At 71.6% G+C, this 25,934-nt stretch carries 22 protein-coding genes; 11 read left to right on the forward strand and 11 right to left on the reverse strand.

Annotated elements, in window-relative coordinates:
• Nucleotides 1–78 precede the first annotated feature (78 nt).
• Entirely contained in the window at nt 79–528 is a 450-nt protein-coding gene (locus PV682_RS40550) for an inositol monophosphatase family protein (protein ID WP_319737472.1), read from the forward strand.
• A 140-nt stretch (nt 529–668) separates the two neighbouring features.
• Here the strand turns inward: PV682_RS40550 and PV682_RS40555 are convergent, their stop codons facing one another.
• The 4 genes from PV682_RS40555 to PV682_RS40570 all read right to left on the reverse strand — a co-directional run bounded on the left by PV682_RS40555 (nt 669) and on the right by PV682_RS40570 (nt 4,291).
• Nucleotides 669–1,103 carry a MarR family winged helix-turn-helix transcriptional regulator gene (locus tag PV682_RS40555; RefSeq protein WP_319737510.1) on the reverse strand — a complete coding sequence of 145 codons (435 nt, stop codon included), beginning with the start codon at nt 1,101–1,103 and terminating at the stop codon, nt 669–671.
• Nucleotides 1,104–1,732: 629 nt separating this feature from the next.
• A complete protein-coding gene (locus PV682_RS40560) occupies nt 1,733–2,491 on the reverse strand; it encodes an energy-coupling factor ABC transporter ATP-binding protein (protein WP_319737474.1) in 759 nt (252 codons plus the stop codon).
• On the reverse strand, nt 2,479–3,240 hold the full coding sequence (gene cbiQ, locus PV682_RS40565; protein ID WP_319737477.1) for a cobalt ECF transporter T component CbiQ: 762 nt from the start codon (nt 3,238–3,240) through the stop codon (nt 2,479–2,481). The genes PV682_RS40560 and cbiQ overlap by 13 nt, the downstream gene beginning before the upstream one ends.
• A gap of 1 nt (nt 3,241) precedes the next feature.
• Nucleotides 3,242–4,291, reverse strand: a complete 1,050-nt coding sequence (locus tag PV682_RS40570; protein ID WP_319737479.1) for an energy-coupling factor ABC transporter permease — start codon at nt 4,289–4,291, stop codon at nt 3,242–3,244.
• Nucleotides 4,292–4,458: 167 nt separating this feature from the next.
• On the opposite strand from PV682_RS40570, the gene PV682_RS40575 reads away from it, so the two are divergent.
• The gene (locus PV682_RS40575) at nt 4,459–4,791 is read left to right on the forward strand and encodes an SsgA family sporulation/cell division regulator (protein ID WP_319737482.1); all 333 of its coding nucleotides are present in this window, start codon (nt 4,459–4,461) and stop codon (nt 4,789–4,791) included.
• Between the two features lie 34 nt (nt 4,792–4,825).
• Here PV682_RS40575 and PV682_RS40580 read toward each other — a convergent pair whose 3' ends face one another.
• The 6 genes from PV682_RS40580 to rsmI all read right to left on the reverse strand — a co-directional run bounded on the left by PV682_RS40580 (nt 4,826) and on the right by rsmI (nt 13,381).
• Nucleotides 4,826–6,502, reverse strand: coding sequence for a penicillin-binding transpeptidase domain-containing protein (locus PV682_RS40580; protein ID WP_319737485.1), 1,677 nt, complete (start codon nt 6,500–6,502; stop codon nt 4,826–4,828).
• A gap of 1,363 nt (nt 6,503–7,865) precedes the next feature.
• Entirely contained in the window at nt 7,866–9,491 is a 1,626-nt protein-coding gene (locus PV682_RS40585; RefSeq protein ID WP_319737487.1) for a penicillin-binding transpeptidase domain-containing protein, read from the reverse strand.
• A gap of 175 nt (nt 9,492–9,666) precedes the next feature.
• Entirely contained in the window at nt 9,667–10,563 is an 897-nt protein-coding gene (locus PV682_RS40590) for a carbon-nitrogen hydrolase family protein (RefSeq protein ID WP_319737489.1), read from the reverse strand.
• A gap of 324 nt (nt 10,564–10,887) precedes the next feature.
• Complete coding sequence (locus PV682_RS40595) at nt 10,888–11,769, reverse strand: TatD family hydrolase (protein WP_319737491.1); 882 nt, start codon at nt 11,767–11,769, stop codon at nt 10,888–10,890.
• Nucleotides 11,770–11,890: 121 nt separating this feature from the next.
• Nucleotides 11,891–12,307, reverse strand: coding sequence for a hypothetical protein (locus tag PV682_RS40600; RefSeq protein ID WP_319737492.1), 417 nt, complete (start codon nt 12,305–12,307; stop codon nt 11,891–11,893).
• Nucleotides 12,308–12,526: 219 nt separating this feature from the next.
• Nucleotides 12,527–13,381 carry a 16S rRNA (cytidine(1402)-2'-O)-methyltransferase gene (gene rsmI, locus PV682_RS40605; RefSeq protein ID WP_055718245.1) on the reverse strand — a complete coding sequence of 285 codons (855 nt, stop codon included), beginning with the start codon at nt 13,379–13,381 and terminating at the stop codon, nt 12,527–12,529.
• 63 nt (nt 13,382–13,444) lie between these two features.
• On the opposite strand from rsmI, the gene PV682_RS40610 reads away from it, so the two are divergent.
• A complete protein-coding gene (locus PV682_RS40610) occupies nt 13,445–15,202 on the forward strand; it encodes a dolichyl-phosphate-mannose--protein mannosyltransferase (protein WP_319737496.1) in 1,758 nt (585 codons plus the stop codon).
• Between the two features lie 405 nt (nt 15,203–15,607).
• Here the strand turns inward: PV682_RS40610 and PV682_RS40615 are convergent, their stop codons facing one another.
• Complete coding sequence (locus PV682_RS40615; protein WP_319737498.1) at nt 15,608–16,009, reverse strand: hypothetical protein; 402 nt, start codon at nt 16,007–16,009, stop codon at nt 15,608–15,610.
• A gap of 570 nt (nt 16,010–16,579) precedes the next feature.
• On the opposite strand from PV682_RS40615, the gene PV682_RS40620 reads away from it, so the two are divergent.
• The 8 genes from PV682_RS40620 (at nt 16,580) to PV682_RS40655 (ending at nt 25,703) form a co-directional block, all read left to right on the forward strand.
• Nucleotides 16,580–17,815 carry a helix-turn-helix domain-containing protein gene (locus tag PV682_RS40620; protein ID WP_319737500.1) on the forward strand — a complete coding sequence of 412 codons (1,236 nt, stop codon included), beginning with the start codon at nt 16,580–16,582 and terminating at the stop codon, nt 17,813–17,815.
• 92 nt (nt 17,816–17,907) lie between these two features.
• Nucleotides 17,908–19,242 (forward strand): ubiquitin-like domain-containing protein, encoded by a 1,335-nt coding sequence (locus PV682_RS40625; RefSeq protein WP_407705823.1) that lies wholly within the window; start codon nt 17,908–17,910, stop codon nt 19,240–19,242.
• A 33-nt stretch (nt 19,243–19,275) separates the two neighbouring features.
• Entirely contained in the window at nt 19,276–20,151 is an 876-nt protein-coding gene (gene rsmA / locus PV682_RS40630) for a 16S rRNA (adenine(1518)-N(6)/adenine(1519)-N(6))-dimethyltransferase RsmA (protein ID WP_319737502.1), read from the forward strand.
• Nucleotides 20,148–21,044 (forward strand): 4-(cytidine 5'-diphospho)-2-C-methyl-D-erythritol kinase, encoded by an 897-nt coding sequence (locus PV682_RS40635; protein ID WP_319737503.1) that lies wholly within the window; start codon nt 20,148–20,150, stop codon nt 21,042–21,044. The genes rsmA and PV682_RS40635 overlap by 4 nt, the downstream gene beginning before the upstream one ends.
• Nucleotides 21,045–21,246: 202 nt before the next feature.
• Nucleotides 21,247–22,029, forward strand: coding sequence for an MHYT domain-containing protein (locus PV682_RS40640; protein WP_319737504.1), 783 nt, complete (start codon nt 21,247–21,249; stop codon nt 22,027–22,029).
• Between the two features lie 69 nt (nt 22,030–22,098).
• On the forward strand, nt 22,099–23,985 hold the full coding sequence (locus PV682_RS40645; protein ID WP_319737505.1) for a sensor histidine kinase: 1,887 nt from the start codon (nt 22,099–22,101) through the stop codon (nt 23,983–23,985).
• A 132-nt stretch (nt 23,986–24,117) separates the two neighbouring features.
• Nucleotides 24,118–24,858 carry a DUF6879 family protein gene (locus PV682_RS40650; RefSeq protein ID WP_319737506.1) on the forward strand — a complete coding sequence of 247 codons (741 nt, stop codon included), beginning with the start codon at nt 24,118–24,120 and terminating at the stop codon, nt 24,856–24,858.
• Nucleotides 24,855–25,703 carry a helix-turn-helix domain-containing protein gene (locus PV682_RS40655; protein WP_319737507.1) on the forward strand — a complete coding sequence of 283 codons (849 nt, stop codon included), beginning with the start codon at nt 24,855–24,857 and terminating at the stop codon, nt 25,701–25,703. Before PV682_RS40650 ends, PV682_RS40655 begins: the two co-directional genes overlap by 4 nt.
• Nucleotides 25,704–25,934 lie beyond the last annotated feature (231 nt).

Consider the following 25,934-nt stretch of genomic DNA (forward strand, 5'->3'; position numbering starts at 1 on the left):
GGAGTTGATTCGGGGGGAGTTGGGGCGGTGGGCTTCTGGAGACGGGGTGTTCGGGGAGGAGTTGGGGGTGCGCCGGGGGTGTCCGGGCGGCGGTGGATCGTCGATCCCGTCAACGGGACCGCCAACTTCGTGCAGCGGGTGCCGTTGTTCTCCAACGACCTTGCCTACGAGGACGAGTTCGGGTCGGTTGTCGGGGTGGTCGGGATGCCGATGAGCGGGGAGATCCTCGCGGCGTTGCATCGGCTCGTGCTGTTGGTGCCGTCCACCGGGTGCATGGCCGCTGTGGCGACCGGGCGGGCTGACGCGGCCGTCATCGCCGGGCCCGCCATGGGGTACGAGGACATCGCCACCATGCCCGTCATCGTGACCGAGGCCGGTGGGCGGATCAGTGATCTGCGGGGGGCGGATGTTCTGGCGGGGGACCGGTCCGTGCTGGTGTCCAACGGGGCTTTGCACGACGCGTTGTTGGAGGTGGTGGGGGAGGGGGCGCACAGCCGGGATCTGGGGGAGCTGCTCGGCGGGGACTGAACCTCGTACGCCAAGTCGGCTTCACCGGGGGCGGGTACGCGAAGCGCCTCTCCCCGTACGCCCCTTCAGGCACCGGAGCCGCGTACGTCCCTTCAGTCACCGGGGTCGCGTACGCCAAGTCCCCAGCCCCCTACGCCCCTTCACCTCGCCCTCTCCGCCGCCCCCTCCGCCCTCTCCGTCAACCCCCACAACTCCGCCCGCAGACGCTCGACTTCCACCCCGTCCAGCCCCGTCGCCGACAGCAGCGCACCCGGTACGCGTGCCGCCCTGCCCCGCAGCTCCTCGCCCTGCTCCGTGCAGGACACGAGGACCGAACGCTCGTCCCGCGCCGACCGTTCGCGGCGGATCAGGCCGGCGCCCTCCATGCGCCTGAGGAGGGGCGACATGGTGCCGTAGTCCAGATGGAGGGTGGACGACAGGTGCTTGACCGTGATCTCGCCCTGCTCCCAGAGGGTGAGGAGGACGAGGTACTGGGTGTACGTGAGCCCCAGCTCCTCCAGCAGGGGCCGGTACGCGGCCGTCACGGCACGCTGGGCGGCGTACAGGGCGAAACAGAGCTGATCGTCGAGCCGCAGCGACCCGTGCCGAACCGAGCCCTGGCCCTCTTCGGCGCTCTGGGCACCCCGGGGCTCCTCACCGTCTCCTCGGCCTCGGGGCGGTGTGACGGTCACCGTCACCTCCCGCACGGCCCCGGTGCTCGCGGCGCCGCCGGACTCGCCGGAGCCACCCGAGCCCCGGGAAGTCCCGTCACTCTCCGGGCTCGCGCCCCCTTCACGGGGCCCCGCCCCCGTGGCCCTCTCGCCACGTTCCCGTCCTCGGGGCAGCCCCGCCCGACCCCACACCCCCGCGCCGCCCAGCACTGCCTCCTCCCCGAGCCCCGGCCCCCGAGCCTCGGCGTCAGCCCGCTGCACTTGGGCTTCCTGGTCGCGCGATGCCGCTCCCACCCCGGTGTGAGCCTGCTGCCCCCGGTCCCTCTCCTCGTGCGATGCCGCTCCCACCCCGGTGTGAGCCCGCTCCCCCCGGTCCCTCTCCCCGTGCGACACCTCTCCCACCCCGGTGTCAGCCCACTCCCCCCGGTCCCCCTCCCCACACGACGCCCCCCGCCCCCCAGCGCCCCCCGGCGTCCCCCCGTCGCGCGCAGCCCCCCGCGCCCCCGCGCCGCTCACCCTCGCTCCCTCGCCCCCGGCCCGGTTCTCCTCGTTCGTCACGTCCCCATTGTCGCGGAGCGCGGATCGAAGCCGAACGGCAGCTCCAGGCGGTGGGTCCGCATGAGGTCGGTGTCGGAGAGGATCTCCGGTGTGGGGCCGTCCGCCGAGATGACTCCCTCGCTGAGGATCAGCGAACGGGGGCACAGCTCAAGGGCGTAGGGGAGGTCGTGGGTGACCATGAGTACCGTGACGTCCAACGAGCGGAGGATGTCCGCGAGTTCGCGGCGTGACGCCGGGTCCAGGTTGGAGGACGGCTCGTCCAGGACCAGGATCTCCGGGGACATCGCCAGGACGGTCGCGACAGCCACGCGGCGACGCTGGCCGAAGGACAGGTGGTGCGGCGGGCGTTCCTTGAACTCCCGCATTCCCACCTGGTCGAGCGCGGCGTCCACGACCGCCTCCAGCTCCGCGCCCTTGAGGCCCGCCGCGGCGGGGCCGAAGGCGACGTCCTCGCGGACCGTCGGCATGAAGAGCTGGTCGTCGGGGTCCTGGAAGACGATGCCGACCTTCCGGCGGATCTCGGCCATGTGCCGTTTACCGACGGGGAGTCCGGCGACGGTCACGGTCCCCGCACCCCCGGTGAGGATGCCGTTCAGGTGCAGGACGAGCGTCGTCTTGCCGGCCCCGTTCGGGCCGAGCAGCGCGACCCGTTCGCCGCGCGCGATGCTGAAGTCGACGCCGAACAGGGCCTGATGGCCGTCCGGGTAGGCGAACGCGAGGCCGGAGACTTCGAGAGATGCGGTCATAGGGTCCATCCCAGCAGGCAGACGGCGAGGGCCGCGACCGGGAGGGCCAGGGCGTACGACCATTGCGCGCGCGAGGCGTCGACCTCGTCGATGACCGGCATCGACCCGGCGTACCCCCGGCTGATCATCGCGAGGTGCACCCGCTCACCCCGCTCGTAGGACCGGATGAACAACGCGCCCGCCGACTTCGCGAGCACCCCCCAGTGCCGGACTCCGCGCGCCTCGAACCCCCTCGACTCCCGCGCGATCCGCATCCGCCGCAGCTCGTCGGTGATGAGATCCCCGTACCGGATCATGAACGAGGCGATCTGGACGAGGAGTTGGGGCAGCCGGAGCCGCTGCAACCCGAGGAGCAGCTCGCGCAACTCGGTGGTGGACGCGAGCAGTACGGACGCGGCGACCCCCAACGTCCCCTTGGCCAGGACGTTCCACGCCCCCCACAGCCCGCTGACGCTGAGCGACAGGCCGAGGACGTCGACGCGCTCCCCCTCCGCGACGAACGGCATCAGCACGGCGAACGCGACGAACGGCACCTCGATGAGCAGCCTCCGCAGCAGGAACCCGGCGGGCACGCGCGCGCGGTACGCGACGACCCCCAGCAGCACCCCGTACACCGCGAACGCCCACATGGCCTCGCGCGGCGTCGACACGACGACCACGACGAACGCGAAGACGGCGGCGAGCTTGGTGTGCGGAGGCAGCGCGTGGACCGGCGTGTCCCGCTTCAGGTAGAGCCGATGGGCATGCCCGGCGCCCATGTCACGAACTCCCGGTACCCGAAACGGAGTTCACGTCCTCGGTGCGCCGCCTGCGCACCGCCCAGAAGATCCCGCTCCCGGCGACGACGGTCACCGTCACCCCGATCACCCCGGCGAGCCCGCCCGAAAGCCGCGCGTTCTGCACGTCCTTGACCCCGTAGTCCGCCAACGGCGAGTCGGCGGCGGCGTGTTCCTCGACCCGCGTGTCGAGTCCCTTGTCGGCGGCGACCTTCTCCAGCCCGTCGGGGTTCGCGGAGGCGTAGAAGCTCACCACCCCCGCCAGCAGCAAGGAGGCCGCCAGTCCGCCGAGCCACAGCTTCTTCCGGGACACGGCCCCGACCGGCGACGGCGCCGGAGCGACCGCGTCCACCAGCTCCCCGCCCACCCGCAGCTTCAACGGCGCCTGGAGCCCCCGCGCCCCGTGCACGAGGTCCGGCCGCACGGCGACGACCGCGCCGACGGTGAGCGCGGTGATCGCCGCCTCCCCGATCCCGATCAGCACGTGCACGCCGATCATCGCGCCCGCGACCTTGCCGATCGAGACGTCCGTCGTCCCGCCGACCGCGTACAGCAGGGTGAAGGCGGTGGCAGCGGCCGGGACGGACAGGAGCGCGGCGACGAAGGAGGCGGCGGTGATCATCCGGCGCCCCCGGGGGAGCACCCTCACCAGGCCCCGGAAGACGGCGTACGCGACGACCGTCGTCACGACCGCCATGTCCGTGATGTTGACGCCGAGCGCGGTGAGGCCGCCGTCCGCGAAGAGGATGCCCTGCATCAGGAGGACCACGGAGACGCACAGCACCCCGGTATAGGGGCCGACGAGTATCGCCGCGAGGGCGCCGCCCAGGAGGTGGCCGCTCGTCCCCGCCGCGACCGGGAAGTTCAGCATCTGCACCGCGAAGATGAACGCCGCGACCAGCCCCGCCAGGGGAGCCGTCCTCTCGTCCAGCTCCCGGCGTGCGCCGCGCAGGGACACGGCGACCGCGCCTGCCGCGACGGCGCCGGTCACGGCGGAGGTCGGGGCGTCGATGAATCCGTCAGGTACATGCACCGTCCGATGATGTGGCCTGTTGCGAACGTCTTGCAAGAGCGGTCAGTGAGCGAAATACAACAATGAACACACCCTGTCCGACTCCGTAAAACGTAAAATATGCGACATTGGTTAAAGAAGCGGTCGCACAGCTTCCGCGAAGGTCACGCACGGTAAGGGGCCGTCCGATGTCGGTAGTCGAACAGTACGCACGCGCTCACATCGTCACCGACGAGGACCTGGTCGAGGCAGAGCGCGAGGCCGTACCCGTAGTCCTCAGGTACGACCCCGACGACGATCCCCGCGCCGTACGCGTCGACCTCCCCGGCGCCCACCGGATGACCGTCGCCCGCACCCTCCTGGAACAGGGACTCCGTGCCCCCGCTGGTACCGGAGAGGTACGGGTATGGCCCTGCGGCCGGGTCCAGGCGGTGGTCGAGTTCCACTCCGCGCAGGGCGTCGCGGTCGTCCAGTTCGAGTCGAAGACGCTGGCGAGGTTCCTGCGGAAGACGTACGCCTAGAGAGCTACCCCAGCTTCAACTACCCCGGCTTCAGCTACCCCATCTTCAGCAGCGCCGCCACGATCGGCCCCGCCGTGTCCCCGCCGTGCCCGCCCGCCTGCACGACCCCCGCCGCCGCCAGATCCCCGGCGTACGCGGTGAACCACCCGTTCGCCTTCTCCTGGCTGTCCACCTCCGCCGACCCCGTCTTCGCCCCGAAGTCCCCGCTCATCCCGGACATCGCCTCGGCGGCCGTCCCGTACTGAGCCGTGTACTTCATCAGCTCGCGCAGCTGGCCGAGCGTGGACGCGGACATCGTGCGCGACGCCGTCGCGAGCTTCCGGCCGTCGAAGGACGGCGCGACCAGGTACGGCTGGTGGAAGCTGCCCGACTTGACCGTCGCGGACACCGACGCCATGTTCAGCGGGTTCATCCGCACCCCGCCCTGCCCGATCAGCGAGGCCCCCATCTGCGCGGCCTTCTGCACCGGCACCGAGCCGTCGAAGGTCGGCACGCCCACCGACCAGTTGTCCATGGACAGCCCGAACACCTGCTGCGCCTGCTTGGTGAGGCTGTCGTTGTCCAGCTCGGGCGCCTGGCTGATGAACGCCGTGTTGCAGGACCGCGCGAAGCTCGCCTTGAACGTGCCCTTCTTGATCTCGAACTCGTCGTCGTTCTGGAACTTCCAGCCGCCGTACGTGAAGTACTTCGGGCAGGGGTGCTCCTTGTCGGCCGACGCGAGCCCCTTCTCGATCAGCAGCGACGACGTGATCACCTTCATCGTCGAACCCGGCGCGAGCGAGCCGAGGAAGCCGACGTTGAAGCCCTTGCCGTTGTTCGCGACGGCGAGGATCTCCCCGGTCGACGCCTTCATGACGACGACGGACGCGCGCGGCTTCGCGGCGACCTGCTTCTCGGCGGCGGCCTGCATCGCCGGGCTGATCGTCGTCTTCACCTCGCCCGGCGTGCCCTTGCTCAGCTCCAGCACCGTCCGGTCCGACAGGTCGAGCTTCTTCGACGCCGCGCCCCGCACGACCCGCAGCTCCACGCCCGCCTTGCCGCCCGCCTTCTTGCCGTACTTCTCGCGCAGCCCGTCCAGGACCGACGCCAGCGACGGGTACGCCTTCGCCGTCAGCTCCTCGCCGTCCCGGTCCAGCGCCTTCACCGGCGGTGTCCCGGACTCGCCGGTCACCAGCGAGTCGCCGTCCGCGAGGTCCGGGTGGACGACCGACGCGTGCCAGTCGACCTCCGGCTCGCCCGTCGTCGTACTGCGCACGACGGTCAGCGCGCTCGTGTACGCCAGCGGCTTGCTCACGTGGTCGAACGAGACCATGCCCGTCACGGAGAACGGCACCTTCGCGCCGACCGGCGTGCCCGGGGTGAGGGTGACGGCCGAGATCCGCGCGTCCTTCGCGTACGACGTGAGCAGCGCCGCCGCCGCCTTCGCGTCGTCCGTCGCCGCTGCCGCCTGCGGGACCTTGCCCTGCTGCCACGAGGTCAGGAACGCCGTCGACGCGGAGGTCACCTCGGCGGGCGTCAGGGGGCCCGTCTTGATCCTGGGCTTGCTGTCGGCCGAGGACGCCGCCGTACCGCTCTCGGCCGCCGCGCCGCCGCCGTACAGCGCGTACACGCCGAAGGCGGCGCCGCCGAGCACCACGGCCGCCATGCCGCCGACCACGGCCGGCCGCCGCTTGCTTGCGCGCGTCTCCTCGACGCGCCTTCTCTTGCCCACGTACGTGACCTCCGCGCTCCCCGGGGACCCCACAGCCCTCACTCACCCCAACGACGGCGACCAGCCTAGGGTCCCCTTCTGCCCGGGTGACGCGCTTGTGACCTCAGCCACCCGTCCGTAGCGGGGTTGTGACAACAGGGGTGGGCGAGGCGGGTGTTGCGGGGTACGGCAGGTGTTCACGGTAGGCGGCGGAGTGCGGAGGGGGTGAGCGTTTCCGGGAACGCGTCCTGAGGGGGCGGGTTTCTGATACTGCGTCCGGGGTGCGGGGCGGGGCCGTGTGGTGCAACGTCCGGCATGTCGATCATCGGCTTTCGTGTGGATACGTGATGTTCCCACTGCTTTGTCATCTCTCGGGAAGGAAAGTGATCGATGTTCCAGGAACGTCGCAGGTCGATGACGCTCGTGGTCTCCGGGAGCCTCGCGTTGGGGCTCGTGCTGGGTACGTGCGGTACGGCGGTGGCCGCCGCGAGCGCGCAGGGGAGCGGGATCTCCCGCGTCGCGGGGGGCGGTGGCGGGGACGACGACTGCAAGCCGGGCTGCCGGGGCCCGCAGGGCCCGCAGGGCCCGGCGGGGCCGGCTGGTCCGCGGGGGCCGCAGGGGCCGAAGGGGGCGACCGGGGCGCAGGGGCCGAAGGGGGCTACGGGGGCTACGGGTCCTGCGGGTCCGAAGGGAGCTACGGGGGCGACCGGGCCTGCGGGTCCGAAGGGGGCGACGGGGGCGACGGGGGCCACTGGGCCTGCTGGTCCTGCGGGTCCTGCGGGTCCGAAGGGTGACACTGGCGCTGTCGGCCCCGCGGGTCCGAAGGGTGACACTGGCGCGGCTGGTCCTGCGGGTCCGAAGGGTGACACTGGCGCGGCTGGTCCTGCGGGTCCGAAGGGTGACACTGGCGCTGTCGGCCCCGCGGGTCCGAAGGGTGACACCGGCGCAGTTGGGCCCGCGGGTCCGAAGGGTGACACCGGTGCCACGGGTCCCGCCGGAGCCACGGGCGCGACCGGCGCCCAAGGCCCCCAGGGCGCCCCCGGCACCCCGGCCACCAGCGGCTACCAGATCGTCCCTCAGACATTCGCCGTCGCGGCCGGCGCCACGGTGGGCCCGACCGTCTCGTGCCCCGCGGGCAAGCGCGTGGTCGGCGGCGGCTACGACATCAGGGGGGCCGCTGCCAGCGACCCCTCAAGGTTCTACTTGACCCAGTCGGCCCCGACCACGGACGGCACGGGCTGGCGGGTCTACTTCCGCAACGCCGACACCGTCGCGATCAACGGGCTGGACGTCTGGGCGATCTGCATGAACGCCACGTAGTCACCGCCCCCCCTGGGATGCCGTACCGGAACCCCGGTGCGGCATCCCGTCACGTCCGCCGCCCTCACCCCGCCTCCAGCACGCTCACCACGATCGGCCCGGCCGCGTCCACCCCGTGCCCCCCGCTCTGCACCATCGCTGCCGCCGCGACGTCGCCCCGGTACGCCGTGAACCAGCTGTCCGACGTGGCGTTGCCGTCGGTCTCAGCCGAGCCGGTCTTCGCGCCGATGTCGCCGCCGGCGAGCGGGGACATGACGTCGGCGGCGGTCCCGCTGACGGCCGTCCGGCGCATCATCGTGCGCAGTTGCCGCGAGGTGGAGGAGGACAGGCCCTGCGCGGTGGCCAGCGTGCGCCGGTCGAAGGAGAGCGGGACCAGGACCGGCTGGCGGAAGGTGCCTGTCTTCGCGGTGGCCGTGATGGACGCCATGTTCAGCGGGTTGAGCTGCACCTGGCCCTGGCCGATGAGGTTCGCGGCCTTGTCGGGGCCGGAGACCGCCGGGACCTCGCCGTCGACGGACGCGATGCCGATCTTCCAGTCGCCCCGCCCGACCCCGAACTTCTCCTGCGCCTCCTTCGTGAGCGCGTCGTCCGCGAGGTCGTCGGTGTACTTGATGAAGGCGGTGTTGCAGGACCGCGCGAAGCTGTTCGCCAGGGTCGCGCTCTCGTCCGGCTTCATGCCCGTGATGTTGTGGAAGGTCTGCCCCTCCCACATCGCCGTGTCCGTACAGGGCGCGGGACCGTTCGCCGTGGTCAGCCCGTTGTCGATGAGCGTGGCCGCCGTGACGATCTTCATCGTGGACCCCGGCGGACGCGCCCCGGACACGGCCGAGTTGAACCCGTTCGCCGTGTTGTTGGCGATGGCCAGGATGTCCCCCGTGCTCGGCTGGACCGCGACCACCGACGACTCCGGGTACCTCTTCACCGCCGTCTCCGCCGCCGCCTGCACGCTCGCGCTCAGCGTCGTCCGCACCCGGCCAGCCTTGCCCTCGGCGAGCGTCACGAGCGTCGTGTCGGGCAGCTCCGCCTGCGCGTGCCTGACGACCAGCTCGACCCCCGGCGTGCCGCCCGCCTGCGCCCCGTACTTCTTGCGCAGCGCGTCCAGCGTCGCCCCCAGCGACGGGTACTTCTCCGCCGTCAGCACCTTCCCGTCCCGGTCCACCGCCTCGATCGCCGGCGCCCCCGAATCCCCCGTCACCAGCGTGTCCGTACCGCTCGTCAACGCCGGATGCACCACCGCCGGCTTCCAGTCCACCAGCGCCTTCCCGGTCGTGAGACCGCGTACGACGGTGAGGCTGCTGCGGTACGAGAGCGGCTTGGACACGCTGCCGTACGACACCGTCGCGTCGACCCGGTACGGCACGGTGGCCCCCGTGATCGCCCCCGGCGTGATCTTCACACCGCCGATGTGCGCCTCGGTCCCGTACGCGGTGAAGAGCGGCCCGGCGACGCCCGCGTTGTTGGTCAGACCCGCGGCGACGCTCGCCTCCCCCTTCTCCCACGCGGCGAAGAACGCCTTCGCGGTGTCCTTGACCTCGTCGGAACTCGGCGGCCCGGTCTTCACCGGCGCCGGCCCCTTCGCCGTCGATCCGCCCTCCACCGCCGACAGCAGGTTGTACGCGCCGTACCCGGCGCCGCCCACCATCACGGCGAACACCGTCCCGACGACGGCGACCTTGACCCCCTTGGCCATGCCTACTTCCTCCCCGTGTCCCCCATGGCCCCTTCTGAACACGTTCAAAAGAGCCCCTCTGCCTCGCACTGTATGCGGCCGGAGGGGCTCCTGTGACCGGCGTATACGGAAAGTTGTCCGAATGGAGACGCGGTGGCGCGGACCGCCCCGATGCCGTCCCGGGCCGCGTCCCCGGTTAGAACGCCGCCGTCCGGTCCGTGCTGCGCGGGTCGCTCACCCGGTGCTCCGCATAGATGCCCGACCGCGCCTCACGGCGCCACGGACGCCCGTACGTCACCGCGCCCGCGGCGGCCTCGGAGCTGTCGTCGAGGTCCGCGACCGCCACCGACGGCGAACCGTCCATCCGGCACCGGGCGAGCCACTCCCCGTCGGGAGCGGCGATCCCGGACGGCGCCCTGTACCGCGCGGGCCCTGCGAAGCCGACCCAGTAGCTGTTGGCCGCGGCATGCCCCTGGGCCTGGGCGGCGGTGTTCCCCGGCGTACCGCTCGTCGAGAACAGCACGCAGTCGACGTCCAGTTCCTCGTACTCCGCGAACAGCTCCGGGTAGTGGATCTCCATGCCGAGCAGGCAGCCGAAACGGACCCCGTCCACCTCGAAGGTCACCGGCGAGACGCCCGGCGAGTACATGTACGAGACCTTCGTCCTCGACAGCAGCCGCTCGTCGTACCGCGTGACGACCTCGCCGGCGTCGGAGACGACGTACAGACTGCTGTGGGGACGGTTCGGGCCGGTCAGGCGGTGCACCGATGGGATCACCGTCCACAGCCGCAGCTCACGGGCCAGCCCGGCGATCGAGGCCAACTCCTCCTGGAGTACGGGCCATCGGCACCGCTCCCAGTCCGCCGGGCCGACCGCGTCCGGGCCGGCCTCGGACATCACGAACTTCCCCGGAAAACAGATCGCGCCCTCCGGGAAGTGCACGACCCTGGCCCCCCGAGCCCTGGCCTCGCGCATCAACTCCCGGACCTCGCGCCCGCTTTCGCGCAGTGCCTCGGCGTCCCGGGGGTCTTCACGTACGACGGTCTGCGCCACGGCGAGCCGCACGCGCCTCGGATTCCCCGCTTCCGACATGACGTCTCCTGATGGAGTCGGACGGAAGTGCCGCAGAGCGGACGTGTAGGACTCACCGGTCCTGGCGGCACGGGCACGCACCCGGCGCTTGAAGTTCCTACGGGCTGTCATCACGGCCTTCCACGCCCTGAGCGACAGCTCCCCAGCAACCTCGCCCACGACGATCGGGCTGCGACAACGGCCTGAGACGCTGGTCCCTTTGCCTCCGCTGGAAGACCGCGCTGGGGACGGTCGGGGGAGGTTCGGCGTAGGCCACGCAGTCGGCCATGATGCCGCCGACGGCGGCATGCGTCAACGCCCTCCGACGGTTCCTCCCGCGCCCCCTCAGTACCCGAACGCCCGGGCCGTGTTCGCCCCCAGTGCCTCCGCGAGGGTGTCCTCGTCAACCCCCCTGACCTCCGCCATCGCCCGGACGGTGACGGGGATGAGGTACGGGGCGTTGGGGCGGCCACGGTAGGGGGCCGGGGTCAGGAAGGGGGCGTCCGTCTCGACCAGGAGGAGGTCGAGGGGGGACACGGCGACGGCGTCCCGGAGGGGCTGGGCGTTCTTGAAGGTGACGTTGCCCGCGAAGGACATGAAGTAGCCGGCGCGGGCGCAGATGCGGGCCATGTCCGCGTCGCCGGAGTAGCAGTGGAAGACCGTGCGCTCGGGGGCGCCCTCCTCCTTCAGGACGCGCAGGACGTCCTCGTGGGCGTCGCGGTCGTGGATCACCAGGGTCTTGCCGTGCCGCTTGGCGATCTCGATGTGCGCGCGGAACGACGCCTCCTGGGACTCCTTGCCCTCGGGGCCCGTACGGAAGTAGTCGAGGCCGGTCTCGCCGACGCCCTTCACGTGGGGCAGCGCCGCGAGCCGGTCGATCTCGGCGAGGGCCTCGTCCAGCGCCGCCCGGCCGCCCGGCTTGCGCGCGCCCTGCCGGGACCAGCCGTCGGGGTCGCCGTGCACGATGCGGGGCGCCTCGTTGGGGTGCAGGGCGACGGCCGCGTGGACCGCGTCGTACGCCTGCGCCGTCTCGGCCGCCCACCGGGAGCCGCGTACGTCACACCCGACCTGCACGACCGTCGTCACCCCGACGGACGCCGCCTTGGCCAACGCCTCCTCCACCGTCCCCGACTGCATGTCGAGGTGCGTGTGGGAGTCGGCGACCGGCACGCGCAGGGGTTCCGGGAGGGGCGGGGCGGCGTTCTTGCCGGAGGCGTTCGCAGGCATGTGCCGATCCTACGGAAGGGGGCGCCACCGGATCACGGCGATTTCTCCGGCACCCCGGCACCCCGGCGCTCCGGGACCCCGGCATCGGCGAGCCCCCCTCGCCGATGCCGGTCGCCCCGCGTCAGCTCGCCTTGCGGAACGGGTGCAGCAGGTCGGACAGGTGCCAGTGGTGCGGCTCGCGCGGCTCCGTCGCCGCCCCGTCCGCGACCGCGCCGTCCGCGACCGCCTCGCCCCGTACCGCCGGCACCTTGTACGGCCGCCGCGCGGCCTCCCGTACCGACGACACCTGCCCCGCCCGCATGATCCGCACGACGTGCGCGTCGCAGTTCTGGCAGGTGGGGCGGGAGAGCGGCGACGGTACGACCTTGCCCTCCGCGACGTACATCACGAACTCGTGGCCGTCCGCGTCGGTGTGGTGCTCGATCTCGTACGACTGCTCCCAGCCGTGCCCGCAGCGCATGCAGGCGAAGGAGTAGGACTCGTTGACCACGGCCGTCGCTCCGTCGCGCAGGCCGGTACGCCCTGAAATCTCGCTCATGCCAGCTCCTCAGGTCCGCTGACCGGGGGACGTCCTGTCGTGTCCCTCCACCTCAGTGGACGCCCGGGAGCCCCCGCCCGGTAGCCGCCCTGTTCTTTGTTGGGCGCGATTTGGCGTTTCCTTACCAAGGGAGTCGGCAGGGGCGTACGGGCTTTGCCTTCGGAGACACCGCTTTGCCAAGGCATGAAGCCCAGGGCGGCATAAAACGGACGCCGGCCGTCAGGAGTTGTGCTTGGCGGCGACGACCGCGTCGAACACGATCCGCTTGGCGATCCCGGCCTCCACGGCGACCGCCGCGATGGCCTCCTTGCGCCGTTCCCCGGCGGCCTCCCGCACCTGCACGCGCCGCACGAGCTCCCCGGCGTCCAGCTCCTCGGGCCCGCGCTCCGGCGCCCCCGAGACGACGACGGTGATCTCCCCGCGCACCCCCTCCGCGGCCCACTCCGCCAGCTCCCCGAGCCCTCCGCGCCGTACCTCCTCGTACGTCTTGGTCAGCTCCCGGCAGACGGCAGCCCGGCGCTCCGCGCCGAACACCTCGGCCATCGCGGCGAGGGTGTCGTCGAGCCGGTGCGGGGCCTCGAAGTAGACGAGGGTGCGGCGTTCCTCGGCCACGTCCCGCAGCCGCGACAGCCGCTCGCCGGCCTTGCGCGGCAGGAACCCCTCGAAGCAGAACCGGTCGACGGGCAGCCCGGACAGCGCGAGCGCGGTCAGCACGGCGGACGGCCCCGGTACGGCGGTGACGCGGATGTCCCGCTCCACGGCGGCGGCGACGAGCCGGTACCCGGGGTCGGACACGGACGGCATCCCCGCGTCGGTGACGAGCAGCACCCGCGCGCCCCCCACCAGCGCCTCCACCAGCTCCGGCGTCCGCGCGGACTCGTTCCCCTCGAAGTACGAGACGACCCGCCCCCTGGGCGTCACCCCGAGCGCCTGAGTCAGCCGCCGCAGCCGCCGGGTGTCCTCGGCGGCGATCACATCGGCCTCGGCGAGCTCCCGCGCGAGCCGGGGAGGCGCGTCCGTGATGTCCCCAATGGGAGTTCCGGCAAGGACGAGGGTGGCGGGAGTCGGTGTCACGTTTCCATCCTCGCAGTTCCCGATGCACGGGACTCACACAGACCTGTTCCCTACGATGGCGCGGTGACCAGTACCGCGTCCTCCACGGACTCCACGGAACACCGGCCCGCCCCCGACGAGTCCGGGCGGGCCGACCGTATGTCGTGGCCGCAGCGGCTGCGCCGGTTCGGGTACCAGGGGCGGCCGGTCGCGGACGTACGGGAGCGGCTGGTCCCCGCGTACGCCGAGCCCAGCCCCCGGCTGTGGCAGTCGCTCGGCGTCTCCCACCGGCTCTCCGCCTGGCTGACGCGCTGGTCGGCGTGGCTCGGGCCGCTGCTGGTGACGCTGCTCGCGGGGCTGCTGCGGTTCTGGAACCTGGGCGCTCCGAAAGCGGTGATATTCGACGAGACGTACTACGCGAAGGACGCGTGGGCCCTCGTCCACCGCGGCTTCGAGGTCGGCTGGGACAAGAACGTCAACCAGCTCATCCTCAACTCGAACGGCGACGTGCCGGTGCCCACGGGCGCCGCGTACGTCGTCCACCCGCCGGTCGGCAAGTACGTCATCGGCCTCGGCGAGCTGATGTTCGGCTTCAACCCCTTCGGCTGGCGCTTCATGACGGCGCTGCTCGGGACGCTGTCCGTCCTGCTGCTGTGCCGCATCGGCCGACGGCTGCTGCGCTCGACGTTCCTCGGCTGCCTCGCGGGCGCGCTGATGGCCGTGGACGGCCTGCACTTCGTCATGAGCCGTACGGCGCTGCTCGACGGCGTGCTGATGTTCTTCGTCCTCGCGGCGTTCGGGTGCCTGGTGATCGACCGGGACAAGGCGCGCGAGAAGCTCGCGGCGTCCCTGACGCCGGACGCGGACGGCCGCTACCGCCCCGACGCCGCCGTCGGCGACCACTTCCGCTTCGGCCTGCGCCCCTGGCGCTGGGCCGCCGGTCTCATGCTCGGCCTCGCCATCGGCACCAAGTGGAACGGCCTGTACTTCATGGCCGCGTTCATCGTCATGGCGCTGCTGTGGGACGCGGGGACGCGCAAGGTCGCGGGCGCCCGTACCCCGTACCAGGCAGTCCTCAGGTACGACACGGGTTACGCCGTCCTCGCGACCGTACCCGTAGCCCTCCTGACCTACCTCGTCTCCTGGACCGGCTGGATCCTCTCCCCCTCCGACGGTACCGGCGGCTACTACCGCAACTGGGCCGCCGTCGACGGCAAGGGCGGCTCCTGGACCTGGCTCTTCCCCGACTGGCTGCGGAGCCTGTGGCACTACGAGCACGAGGTGTACAAGTTCCACACGCACCTCACCTCGCCGCACTCCTACCAGTCCAACCCGTGGAGCTGGCTCGTCCTCGGCCGGCCCGTCTCCTTCTTCTACGAGACCCCGTCCCCGGGCGTCTCCGGCTGCCCCACCGGCGTCGCCGAGAAGTGCCCCCGCGAGGTCCTCGCCCTCGGCACGCCCCTCCTGTGGTGGGCCGCCTGCTTCGCCGTCCTCTACGTCCTGTGGCGCTGGTTCTTCCGCCGCGACTGGCGCGCGGGCGCCATCGCGGGCGCCATCGCCGCCGGCTACCTCCCCTGGTTCATGTACCAGGAGCGCACGATCTTCTTCTTCTACGCCGACGTCTTCCTCCCCTTCCTGTGCCTCGCGGTCGCCATGATGATCGGCGCCCTCGCCGGCCCACCGGGCTCCTCCGACAACCGGCGGGTCATCGGGGCGACCGGCGCGGGGGTCCTCGTGCTGCTCATCGCCTGGAACTTCATCTACTTCTGGCCGATCTACACGGGGACGGCGATGCCGCTGGATGACTGGCGGACGCGGATGTGGCTGGACACGTGGGTGTGAAGCCGGTTCCGCCCGCCCTGAGCAGGCGGAGCCGGTCAGAACCTGCGGTGAGCTCTCGCGGATCCTGGCGGCGAAGTGCTGGCAGCCGCTGAACAGACAGGGCCCGCTCCTCTGCCCCGGTGAGACAGAGGAGCGGGCCGGTGTCAGCACGTCACAGTGCAGGGGAGCCCGAGCCGGGGCACGTTTCCCGCGTGCCGGCCCTCTGGTGCATGGCTACCGGCTGACCCTTCTCGGCGCCCACCCCGGCTCCGCAGACGGGGCAGTTGCCTTCCACAAGGCCGGGGTCGAAACGCGCACCTGCGCGGGTGCGGGTGCAGGGCACAGATTCCATGTCGAACTCCTTGTGTCGAGTGGACGGTGCTGTGCACTCCCCGACATGCCGTCGTTCAGCGTGTCGCAGAGGGTCTACAGGGGGCGGACGAAGGCGCGGGAGCCCGCGTGGAAGAACACCGTGAAGCCGAACTGCGACGCCCCTTCGGGGCGGTCCTGCCAGCGCTCGACACGGGCGATCTCCGGGGACTCGGACGCGCCGATCACACCGATGAGCCAGACGTCCGCCGCAGCGCCGGCCTCCGGAACCGGCGCGGAGAACGGGGTGTCCTCGACCGGGCGTTCCTCGTGGTCGTGCTTCTCGCCGTCGGCCAGTTGGCCGGTGATCTGCCAGAGCTCTTCCTTGCCGTCCCGCGTCAGCGCGATACCGAAGGGGTGCTTGCTGTCACCGCTGTCGGCGAGGGACTGGACGCGACCGACTCCCGGCGTGTTCTTGACGATGTCGATCAGCCAGTCCTGGAAGCGCGCGGGTCGCATGGGTTCCTTCTTCCGGTCGGGTGGGGACGAGCCAGTCTAGGAGCGGCGGATGTGCGACATGCCGGTGGTGTCATTCCTGTCGAGCGTTCGGGGCACGGCGTGGACGCTGAGGTAGGCGATGGCCAGCGCGTGCCGGTTCATGTCCGCGTCCTCGTCGCGAGCATGTCGTAGCGCTCTCCCAGAGCCACCAGGCACCGAGCCGACTCCCGGACATGTCCCACGTCGTGGCGTCCGGCGAGGCCGAGGAGACGGACAGGCACACGCGGGGAACCGCAGTGGCAGCGTTTCCCGCACCGGGTTCGGCCCGACGGACACCGTACGGATGCCGTGGTCGCGAGTGACCCGGCCGTACCGGTCGACGGTGAACACGTGCATCGTCATCCGGGGTCCGGGAGGACGCTGTGTCTCCCCGAACGGGGCTGTACCGTCGGGCATGGTGACGCTCCTCAGCAGCGTTGGCCACGCCCCGGGGCCCTGCGAGGCCGCCGGGGTCTTCGGAACAAGACCTTCGCGCCCGCCACCGCGTATTCCCATCCCACTGTCCTATAGCCCCGTCCTATATTGGGAGTTATGGGGAACCCCCAACCCGATCTGTGGTCTCATCCGGCACTCGTCACCGCAGCCGCTGAAGAGGACTGGGGCGCGGTCTTCCGCAACTACCGCAGGCTTACCGGCCTGAGTCAGACGAAGCTCGGGGAACGGGTCGGTCTCGCCCAGCCCGACGTGTCGGACATCGAGCGAGGGCGACGGCATGTCACCTCGACCGAGGTACGGCGGCGCATTGTCGTGGGACTGGGAATACCCGCGAGCACGGTGCCCCCGTCAGCAGCACCGGTTCCCGCGCTGGTGCTGGACGACATGGCACCCGACGAAGACCTGCTCACCCGCGTCACCAGCGTTGTCGACGACGGACACCGGGTGGACACGCCCACCCTCGACTGGCTCGACCGGCTGCTGGCCGGGCACCGCCGGGCCGAGGACGAGATCGGCTCCCGCCCGCTGGCCGGCGTGATGCGCCAGCAGCTTCGTACGGTCGTCGGTCTCTATACGGGAGCGCGCGGCCCCCTGGCCGACCGAGTGGTCCGGCTCGCCGCCGAACACGCTCAGTTCCTGGCCTGGATGGCACAAGACCAGGGCCGGTCGGCCGCCGCGCTGGCCTGGTACGACCGCAGCCACGAATGGGCGTTGGAGGCCGGGGACGCCGACATGGCCGCGACGACGCTGAGCATGAAGGCTCACATGGCGTGGTCCGGCGGACGGGGAACGCGGTGCGTACGGCTCGCCGAAGCCGCACAGTGGTCGGTCTCCGGCGCGTCCCTCGGCGTCCAGGGCATGGCCGCACAGATGGCCGCCCGCGGCCACGCCCTCAACGGCGACGCGGACGACGCCATGCGGCTCCTGGACGACGCGCAAGCCCTGATCGGCCGGGCCGCCGAACGCCCGGAGGACGAGCCGCCGTGGATGTACTTCTACGGCGAGACCTGGTTCACCCTGCAACGCGGTATGGCCGCCATGCACGTACGGGACTGGCGGACAGCCGTCGATCGCCTCACCAACGGCCTCGCCGCCCTGCCCGACACCTACCGGCGTGACAGAACCTGGTACCGGACCTGCCTCGCCCATGCCCTCGCCGCAGCCGGAGAGTCGTCCCAGTCCTTGGCCGTCGCGACGGCATCCGTCCCCGACGCGTCGGCCGTCGGACGCCCCCACTCCTGGAACGAACTCCACACCACAGCCGCCGTACTGCTGCGCCGCAAGGCCGCCGAGGGGCGTCAACTGGTCGCTGTTCTGCGCGAGTACGGCTGACGAGGGCGGTGCTGGAGCGGTACCCCCTCATTCGAACGGCACCCTGAGTAGTCGAGTCGCTTTGGAGAGTCACGTAGGACCCGCTAGGTTCTGTGGGCCCGATTGACCCCCGTCTTCTGGAGCGTGTCGGCGTGAGCAGTCCGCAGTACACGTACGCACCGCAGTACGAGCCGCCTGTCGTGGAGGGGGAATATCCGGGTGAGCGGCCTTTTTCGCCGGCTCCGCAGGCAACGGCTCCGCAGCCGGGCGTTCCGCAAGCGGTGGTGCCCCGCCAGGGCGGCGCCCGGCGGCGGGCCGCGAAGCGGCGGAGGGGGAAGGGGGGCAAGGGGGCCGGCGAGTCGGGGGTGCGCAGGCTGTTGCCGCAGGCCCTGGTCGTCGCGTTCCTCGCCGGCGGCACCAGCGCGTTCGTCGCCCAGGACAAGGCCGTCGAGCTGACCGTGGACGGCACGCCCCGCACGCTGCACACCTTCGCCGACGACGTCACCGAACTGCTCGCGGAGGAGGGGGTACGGATCGGGGAGCACGACCTCGTCGTCCCGGCACCCGGCGAGGAACTCGCCAGCGGCGACGAGGTCACCGTCCACTACGGCCGCCCCGTACGGCTCACCCTCGACGGCACCCGGCGCGAGGTGTGGACGACCGCGCGGACCGTCGCGGGCGCGCTCAGGCAGCTCGGTGTCCGGGCCGAGGGCGCGTACGTCTCCACGTCCCGCTCGCAGCGGATCGGCCGCGCCGGGCTCGCGCTGGACGTCCGTACGGAGCGGTCCGTCACCGTCATGGCCGACGGGCGGGCCCGCACGATCCGCACGAACGCCGGGACCGTCCGCGAGGCCGTCGAGGCCGCCGGGATCACGCTGTCCGGGCAGGACACGACCTCCGTACCGCCCGGCAGCTTCCCCCGCGACGGTCAGACGATCACCGTCCTGCGGATCACCGGCACCCGCGAGGTCCGCGAGGAGCCGGTCGACTTCGAGGTGCGCCGCTCCGAGGACCCCTCGCTGTTCAAGGGCACGGAGGTGGTGGAACAGGCGGGCGTACCGGGGCTGCGGCGGGTGACGTACGCGCTGAGGACGGTGAACGGCGTCCGCCAGAAGCCGAAGAGGGTCCGCGTGGAGGTCGTCCGGGAGCCCCGCGACCAGCTCGTCCGGGTGGGTACGAAGCCCCTGCCGATGTCGGTGGCGGGCGCGGACGGCCTCGACTGGGGCGGCCTCGCGGCCTGCGAGTCGGGTGGCCGCCCGAACGCGGTCGACCCCTCGGGCACGTACGGCGGCCTCTACCAGTTCGACACCCGCACCTGGCAGAGCCTCGGCGGCACCGGCCGCCCCCAGGACGCACCGGCCTCGGAACAGACGTACCGGGCGAAGAAGCTGTACGTACGCCGGGGGGCGAGCCCGTGGCCACACTGCGGGGCACGGCTGCACGGGTGACCGACCACTCCACCACCCCCGTAACCTTGTCCCGTGACCAGCCCCACCCCCGATGCCCTTCTCGGACCCGCCGACATCCGTGAGCTCGCCGCCGTTCTCGGCGTGCGGCCCACCAAGCAGCGTGGCCAGAACTTCGTCATCGACGCGAACACCGTCCGCCGGATCGTCCGGACCGCAGATGTCCGGGCGGACGATGTGGTCGTGGAGGTGGGACCGGGGCTCGGGTCGCTGACGCTTGCGCTGCTGGAGGCCGCCGACCGGGTGACGGCCGTGGAGATCGACGACGTCCTCGCGAGCGCGCTGCCCGCGACGATCGCCGCGCGGATGCCGGCGCGCGCGGAGCGGTTCGCGCTGGTGCACTCCGACGCGATGAAGGTGACCGAGCTGCCGGGCCCCGCCCCGACCGCGCTGGTCGCGAACCTGCCGTACAACGTCGCCGTACCGGTCCTGCTGCACATGCTGGAGACGTTCCCGGGCATCGAGCGCACGCTGGTGATGGTCCAGTCGGAGGTCGCCGACCGGCTCGCCGCCGCGCCGGGTTCGAAGGTGTACGGCGTTCCCTCCGTGAAGGCGAACTGGTACGCCGAGGTCAAGCGGGCCGGCGCGATCGGCCGCAACGTGTTCTGGCCGGCGCCGAACGTGGACAGCGGGCTGGTGTCCCTGGTCCGCCGGGCCGAACCCGTCAAGACCTCGGCGTCCCGGCAGGAGGTGTTCGCCGTGGTGGACGCGGCGTTCGCGCAGCGCCGCAAGACGCTGCGGGCGGCGCTCGCCGGGTGGGCGGGGTCGGCGGCTGCCGCGGAGGCGGCGATCGTGGCGGCGGGGGTCTCGCCGCAGGCGCGGGGGGAGTCGCTGACGGTGGAGGAGTTCGCGAGGATCGCGGAGAACAAGGTCGCCGAGGAGCCGTCGTGAGTGTCACCGTCCGCGTCCCCGCCAAGGTGAACGTCCAGCTCGCCGTGGCCTCGCCCCGCCCCGACGGCTTCCACGACCTCGCCAACGTCTTCCTCGCCGTCGGCCTCTACGACGAGGTCACCGTCACCCCCGCCGAGGAACTCCGGATCACCTGCGAGGGCCCCGACGCCGGCCAGGTCCCCCTGGACCGTACGAACCTGGCCGCCCGCGCGGCGATCGCGCTGGGGGAGCGGTACGGGCGCGGTCCCGACGTACACATCCACATCGCCAAGGACATCCCGGTGGCCGGCGGGATGGCGGGCGGGAGCGCGGACGGCGCCGGCGCGCTGGTCGCGTGTGACGCGCTGTGGGGTACGGGGGCGTCCCGGGAGGAACTCCTGGAGATCTGCGCCGAGTTGGGGAGCGACGTCCCCTTCGGTCTCGTCGGTGGCGCGGCGCTCGGCGTCGGGCGGGGGGAGCGGCTCACCCCGCTGGAGGTCGGCGGCGATTTCCACTGGGTGTTCGCGACGGCCGTACGGGGGCTGTCGACCCCGGCGGTGTACCGGGAGTTCGACCGGTTGACGGCGGACGTCGTCGTACCCGAGCCGGTCGCGTCGAAACCCCTGCTCGACGCCCTCGCGAAGGGCGACCCCGACGCCCTCGCCGCCTCGGTGTCCAACGACCTCCAGCCCGCCGCCCTCTCCCTCTTCCCGGAGCTGAGCGCGACGCTGGACGCGGGCCGTGCGGCGGGCGCGCTCGCGGCGCTGGTCTCGGGGTCTGGCCCGACGACCGCGTACCTCGCCCGGGACGCGGCCGGGGCGGCACGTATCGCGGAGCGGCTCGCGGCGTCGGGCACGTGCCGCAGTGTGCGGACGGCCGTCGCACCCGCGCCCGGCGCGACCGTGGTGGCTTGAACTGACCTGTTAGTCATGGGCTCGTGAAGGGCTCGGGGAGATCCCGCACATAAGGCGCTGACCAGTGTGAACGTCTCCTGGAATATTGCCCGCAGCCCAGTAATTTAATGTTCAGCAATGTGGTTCATGGTCCATTTCGCGCCAGTCTGACCGGCCGGAACCGGATGGCAAGATCGGCCACCCCGGCCGAGAGGAAGTCCCGATGGGGCACATGGACCACTTCAGCGCGGGATGGGTCACGCCCGTCCTGTCGTATGTGATGGCCTGCGTCGGCTCGGCGCTCGGACTGCGCTGCACGGTCCGCGCGCTGGAGTCCGAGGGCGCGTCGAAGCGCAACTGGCTCGTCCTCGCGTCCGTCGCGATCGGCTCGGGGATCTGGACGATGCACTTCGTCGCGATGCTGGGCTTCACGGTCTCCGGCACGCCGATCCGGTACGACGTCCCGCTGACCGTCCTCAGCCTGCTCATGTCGGTCGGCGTGGTCGCGGCGGGCGTCTTCACCGCCGGGTACGGGCGCTCCCGCGTCACCTCGGTGGTCCTCGGCGGCCTCGGTACGGGGCTCGGGGTCGCGGCGATGCACTACACCGGCATGGCCGCGCTCAACCTGCACGGCGAGGTGAGCTACAACCCGGCGCTGGTCATCGCGTCCGTCGCCATCGCGGTCGTCGCCGCGACCGCCGCGCTCACGCTGACGCTGGTCGTGCGCGGGCCGGTGCTGGCGGCTCTCGCCGCGCTCGTCATGGGGCTCGCGGTGAGTTCCATGCACTACACGGCGATGTTCGCGGTCGACATCTCGCTCGCGCCGAGCAGCGCGGCGCTGGCGGGGGTGACGGCGACACAGTTCATCTTCCCGCTGGCCGTGGTGCTGGGGTCGTTCCTGTTCCTGGCGTCCGCGTACGTCGCCCTCTCCCCGACAGGGGCCGGGCGAAACGATTCGGCGGTGGCGGCGGAGCTGCTGCGCGAGGTCGAGCTGACGACTGCCTAGACAGGGTGCGGTGCCGTATCGGGGGTCGGCGCCGCACCCCTTTTCCCTGAGCTTCTCTGAGAGGTCTCCATGCGTATCCCCCGAGCGACCGACCGCCTGCGGCCCAGATCCGTCCGCGCGAAGATCGTCGCCCTCCTGATGCTGCCCGTCGTCTCGCTGATGGCCCTGTGGGGCTTCGCCGCCGTGACGACCGCCTCCAGCATCGGCGACGCCGAACGCGGCAAGGACGTCAACGCCGAACTCCTCGCGCCCGTCGGGGAGTTCGTCACCGCCGTGCAGGGCGAACGGACGGCCGCGCTGCGCGGGGACCCCGACGGCTACCGGAAGGCGCAGACCGCCACCGACCGGGCCGCCGCCGTCGTCCTGGAGGGCATCAACTCCGCCGGCTCCGACGCCGGGCTCCTCGACGCGGCGCTCCCCGCGCGGCTCGACGCGCTCAAGGGGGACACCAGGGCGCTCACCGCCCTGCGTACGCGTCCCACGTTCGACGGCTACTCGGCGGTCGTCCGGCACGGGTTCGCCGTCACCGGCGCGCTCGCCGGCGCCGTACACAGCGCGGACGCCTCCGACGCGCGGGTCCTGCTGGAGCTGGGGCGGGCGCGGGAGGCCGTCGCGCAGGAGCAGGCGCTGCTCGCGGACGGGCGGCTGACGCGGGCCGAGTACGCCCCGTTCGTCGGCGCCGTCGCGAACCAGCGGGAGCTGCTCGAACCGGCCGTCGCCGATCTGAAGGCCGAGCACCGGGCGGCGTACCGGCGGGTGCTCGACGGGGACCGGTACGCGACCGTGCGCGCCGTCGAGGACCAGGTGCGCAAGACCGGCGCCGTCCCCTCGCTCACCGGGTGGGACACGGCGGTCGGGCAGGTGCTCGGCGGGCTGGCGGGCGCCGAGGCGGACGCCGGGGTCGCCGCGACCGCCAAGGCGAACCCCTTCGGGTGGGACACGCTGGGCGCGTCCGGCGTCGCCGTGGTGCTCGGACTCGTCGGCGTGCTGCTGTCGCTGCTGGTGTCCGTGCTGGTCGGGCGGGGGCTGATCGTCGAGCTGCTGGACCTGCGCAACTCCGCCCTCGAAGTGGCCGGGCGGCGGCTGCCGCAGGCGATGCGGCGCCTGCACGCCGGGCAAGGGGTGGACATCGACGCCGAGGCCCCCATGCGGCGCCTCGCCGGGGACGAACTCGCCCAGGTCGGTACGGCGTTGACGGCCGTCCAGCGCGCCGCCCTCAAGGCCGCCTCCGAGCGCGCCGAACTCCTCAGCGGCATCTCCGGCGTCTACGTCAGCCTCGCCCGCCGCAGCCAGGTCCTCCTCCACCGCCAGCTCGACCTCCTCTCGGCGCTGGAACACCGCGAGCAGCACCCGGCCGACCTGCACGACCTGTACCGCGTCGACTACCTCGCGACCCGTATGCGCCGCCACTCCGAGAGCCTCCTCATCCTCTCCGGCATCGCCCCCGGCCGGGGCTGGCGCGACCCCATCGCCCTCACGGACGTCCTGCGTGCGGCCGTCTCCGAGATCGAGAACGCCGACCGGGTCCAGATCTGGGCGACCCCCCGCGTCTCCCTCGTCGGCGGCTGCGTCGCGGACGTCGTCCACCTCCTGGCGGAACTCGTCGAGAACGCCACGTCCTTCTCCCCGCCCTCGACACAGGTCCACATCCGCGCGGCCCACCTGCGCGACGGCATCCTCATCGAGATCGAGGACAGCGGCTTCGGCATGAACGAGGACGCCCTCACCGACGCCAACCGCAAGATCCAGTCCGACAAGGTCGACCTTCTCGACGCCAAGCAGATCGGCTTGTTCGTGGTGAACCGGCTGCGCGAACGGCAGGGGTTGCGGGTGGAGGTCCGCGCCTCCGAGACCGGCGGCGTGATCGCCGGGGTGTTCATCCCGGAGAACCTGATTCGGGACGATATGCCGGTGGGGGAGCGGGGGTTGGCGCCGGCTGTGGGGTTGTTGGGGTGAGAGGGGGCGTGGGGGATTGCGCGCAATCCGGTGCCGAATCTCTGTGTGCCCGCGCACTTTGCCGCAATTCCTCATCTCGCCTTGGTCCCAGGGAGCATTCTGATCTCCGGCAGACTTCGGCAGGAGGAAGACATGACGCTCAGGTTCATCGGGACGACCAGCGGACTCGGTAACTGCCCCACCCTGTACGAGATCGAGGGCACGGACGAGATCCTCGTACAGGGGGAGCGGGAGACCGACCCCGGGCACTTGGCTCAGCTCAAGGACGTCAAGGAGTCCGAGGCGTTCGTCCGCGTCCCGCGCACACTGCTGACGCAGTACGCGCCCCGGCACGAGGCCCCCGAACTCCAGCCGTTCGAGGCCATCACCCACCTGTTCAGCGACTTCGAGCACACCGCCTGGCGCCTGGAGACGCAGCGGGGTTACGCGTCCGACCGCGCGAGCTCCAAGTGGAGCGAGTTCCTCGCCGGTGAGGACATCTCGCGCGACACGGACAACCCCTGGCACGACAACGTCCGTGCCCAGACGGCCCGAGGCAAGCGCTTCGAACGAGTCCGCCTGGTCGACGAACCGCCCACCCAGGGGCAGGAGTTCCTCCTTGCCTGCGCACCCGCGAACGTCGCCTCCGGCGAGGACATCCGCAACCTCACCCGAGCCGAAGCCCAGCAACTGAGGCTCCCCGACTACGACTTCTGGCTCTTCGACTCCAAGGTCGTCGTCCGCTTCGTGATCGACGACGAAGACGTCACCCTCGGCGTGTACGTGTCCGAGGACCCGGCCGAAGTCCTCGTCGCCTGCCAGGCCAGGGACGCCGCCTGGCACCACGCCATCCGTACCGAAGAGTTCGCCAGGCAGGTACGTTCGGCCATGTGAGTACGGATTACCAGACCGCCAGAGAATCCCTCGGCGTGCGGCTTCGCGAGCTGCGCACCGAGGCCGGTCTCGACGGCAAAGGGCTGGCCGCCCGGCTCGGGTGCCAGCCCTCCAAGGTCTCCCGGTTGCAGAACGGCAAGCAGACGCCGTCCCCGGCGGACCTGACCGCATGGGCGCATGCCTGTGGCCGACCGGACGTGGACGCCGAACTCCAGGGCCTGCTCGCCGGGTTGGAGTCGAAGCAACGGCACCGCTCCTGGCGGCGTCAGCTGGCCGGCGGACTCCGTGGCCGTCAGGAAGTCGCGGTGCGCCAGTCCGAGACGACGAAAATGATCCGCGGCCTTGAAGTGACCTGTGTCCCAGGCCTGTTCCAGACACCTGAGTACGCCCGCTGGATGTTCGACACCTTGGCGGAGTTCCAGGGCATTCCCCCGGCCTCCGAGGGCGCGGTCGAGGCCCGGATGCGGCGCCAGGAGACGCTGTACGACCCGGGGAAAACCTTTCGCTTCCTCCTCTCCGAAGCCGCCCTCTACCACCGTCACTGCCCTGCGGACGTCATGGCCGAGCAACTCGACCGGCTCTACAACCTGGTCGGACAGCGCCGCGTCGAACTCGGCATCCTCCCTTTCGGCGTGCAGATGCGGCCCCTGCCGTCCCACGGGTTCTGGATCTTCGACCGCCGCCTGGTCATCGTCGAGACCATCAGCGAGGAGCTGTGGCTCAAGGGGGACGAGGATCTCCGGCTGTACGAGCGGGCCTGGGACTGGCTCGCCGAATCCGCCGTGTACGGCTCGTCGGCCCGCCGCCTCATCGGCCGGGCGAGGGCAGCACTGGACCCCTCCTGAGCAATCGGAAACAAGCTCTCTTTCAGGGCGAGCAATCGCGCGCAATCCGCCCACCGAGAAGCAATCACGCCGCCTAACGTCCCGTTCGTGGCCGAAGCCCAGAGCCTTCGCCCCGACCGTGAGAGGCGCCGTATGCCCACCACCGCACTCCCCACCCGCACCGGCCGTTCCCTCGTCACCCCCGCCGAGTTCGAGATGCTCGCCGCGTTCTGCGCCGACGAGTACCGCCTC

Origin of the sequence: Streptomyces niveiscabiei (genome assembly GCF_033794345.1) — a bacterium.
In the GTDB taxonomy this organism is placed as follows: Bacteria; Actinomycetota; Actinomycetes; order Streptomycetales; family Streptomycetaceae; genus Streptomyces; species Streptomyces niveiscabiei.

Coding starts and splice junctions, on each gene's coding strand:
- cbiQ (WP_319737477.1), bottom strand. CDS start 3,240: ATGGGCGCCGGGCATGCCCATCGGCTCTACCTGAAGCGGGACACGCCG.
- PV682_RS40650 (WP_319737506.1), top strand. CDS start 24,118: ATGACGCTCAGGTTCATCGGGACGACCAGCGGACTCGGTAACTGCCCC.
- PV682_RS40560 (WP_319737474.1), bottom strand. CDS start 2,491: ATGGACCCTATGACCGCATCTCTCGAAGTCTCCGGCCTCGCGTTCGCC.
- PV682_RS40645 (WP_319737505.1), top strand. CDS start 22,099: ATGCGTATCCCCCGAGCGACCGACCGCCTGCGGCCCAGATCCGTCCGC.
- PV682_RS40575 (WP_319737482.1), top strand. CDS start 4,459: ATGTCGGTAGTCGAACAGTACGCACGCGCTCACATCGTCACCGACGAG.
- PV682_RS40615 (WP_319737498.1), bottom strand. CDS start 16,009: ATGCGACCCGCGCGCTTCCAGGACTGGCTGATCGACATCGTCAAGAAC.
- PV682_RS40590 (WP_319737489.1), bottom strand. CDS start 10,563: ATGTCGGAAGCGGGGAATCCGAGGCGCGTGCGGCTCGCCGTGGCGCAG.
- PV682_RS40640 (WP_319737504.1), top strand. CDS start 21,247: ATGGGGCACATGGACCACTTCAGCGCGGGATGGGTCACGCCCGTCCTG.
- PV682_RS40620 (WP_319737500.1), top strand. CDS start 16,580: ATGGGGAACCCCCAACCCGATCTGTGGTCTCATCCGGCACTCGTCACC.
- PV682_RS40585 (WP_319737487.1), bottom strand. CDS start 9,491: ATGGCCAAGGGGGTCAAGGTCGCCGTCGTCGGGACGGTGTTCGCCGTG.
- PV682_RS40600 (WP_319737492.1), bottom strand. CDS start 12,307: ATGAGCGAGATTTCAGGGCGTACCGGCCTGCGCGACGGAGCGACGGCC.
- PV682_RS40595 (WP_319737491.1), bottom strand. CDS start 11,769: ATGCCTGCGAACGCCTCCGGCAAGAACGCCGCCCCGCCCCTCCCGGAA.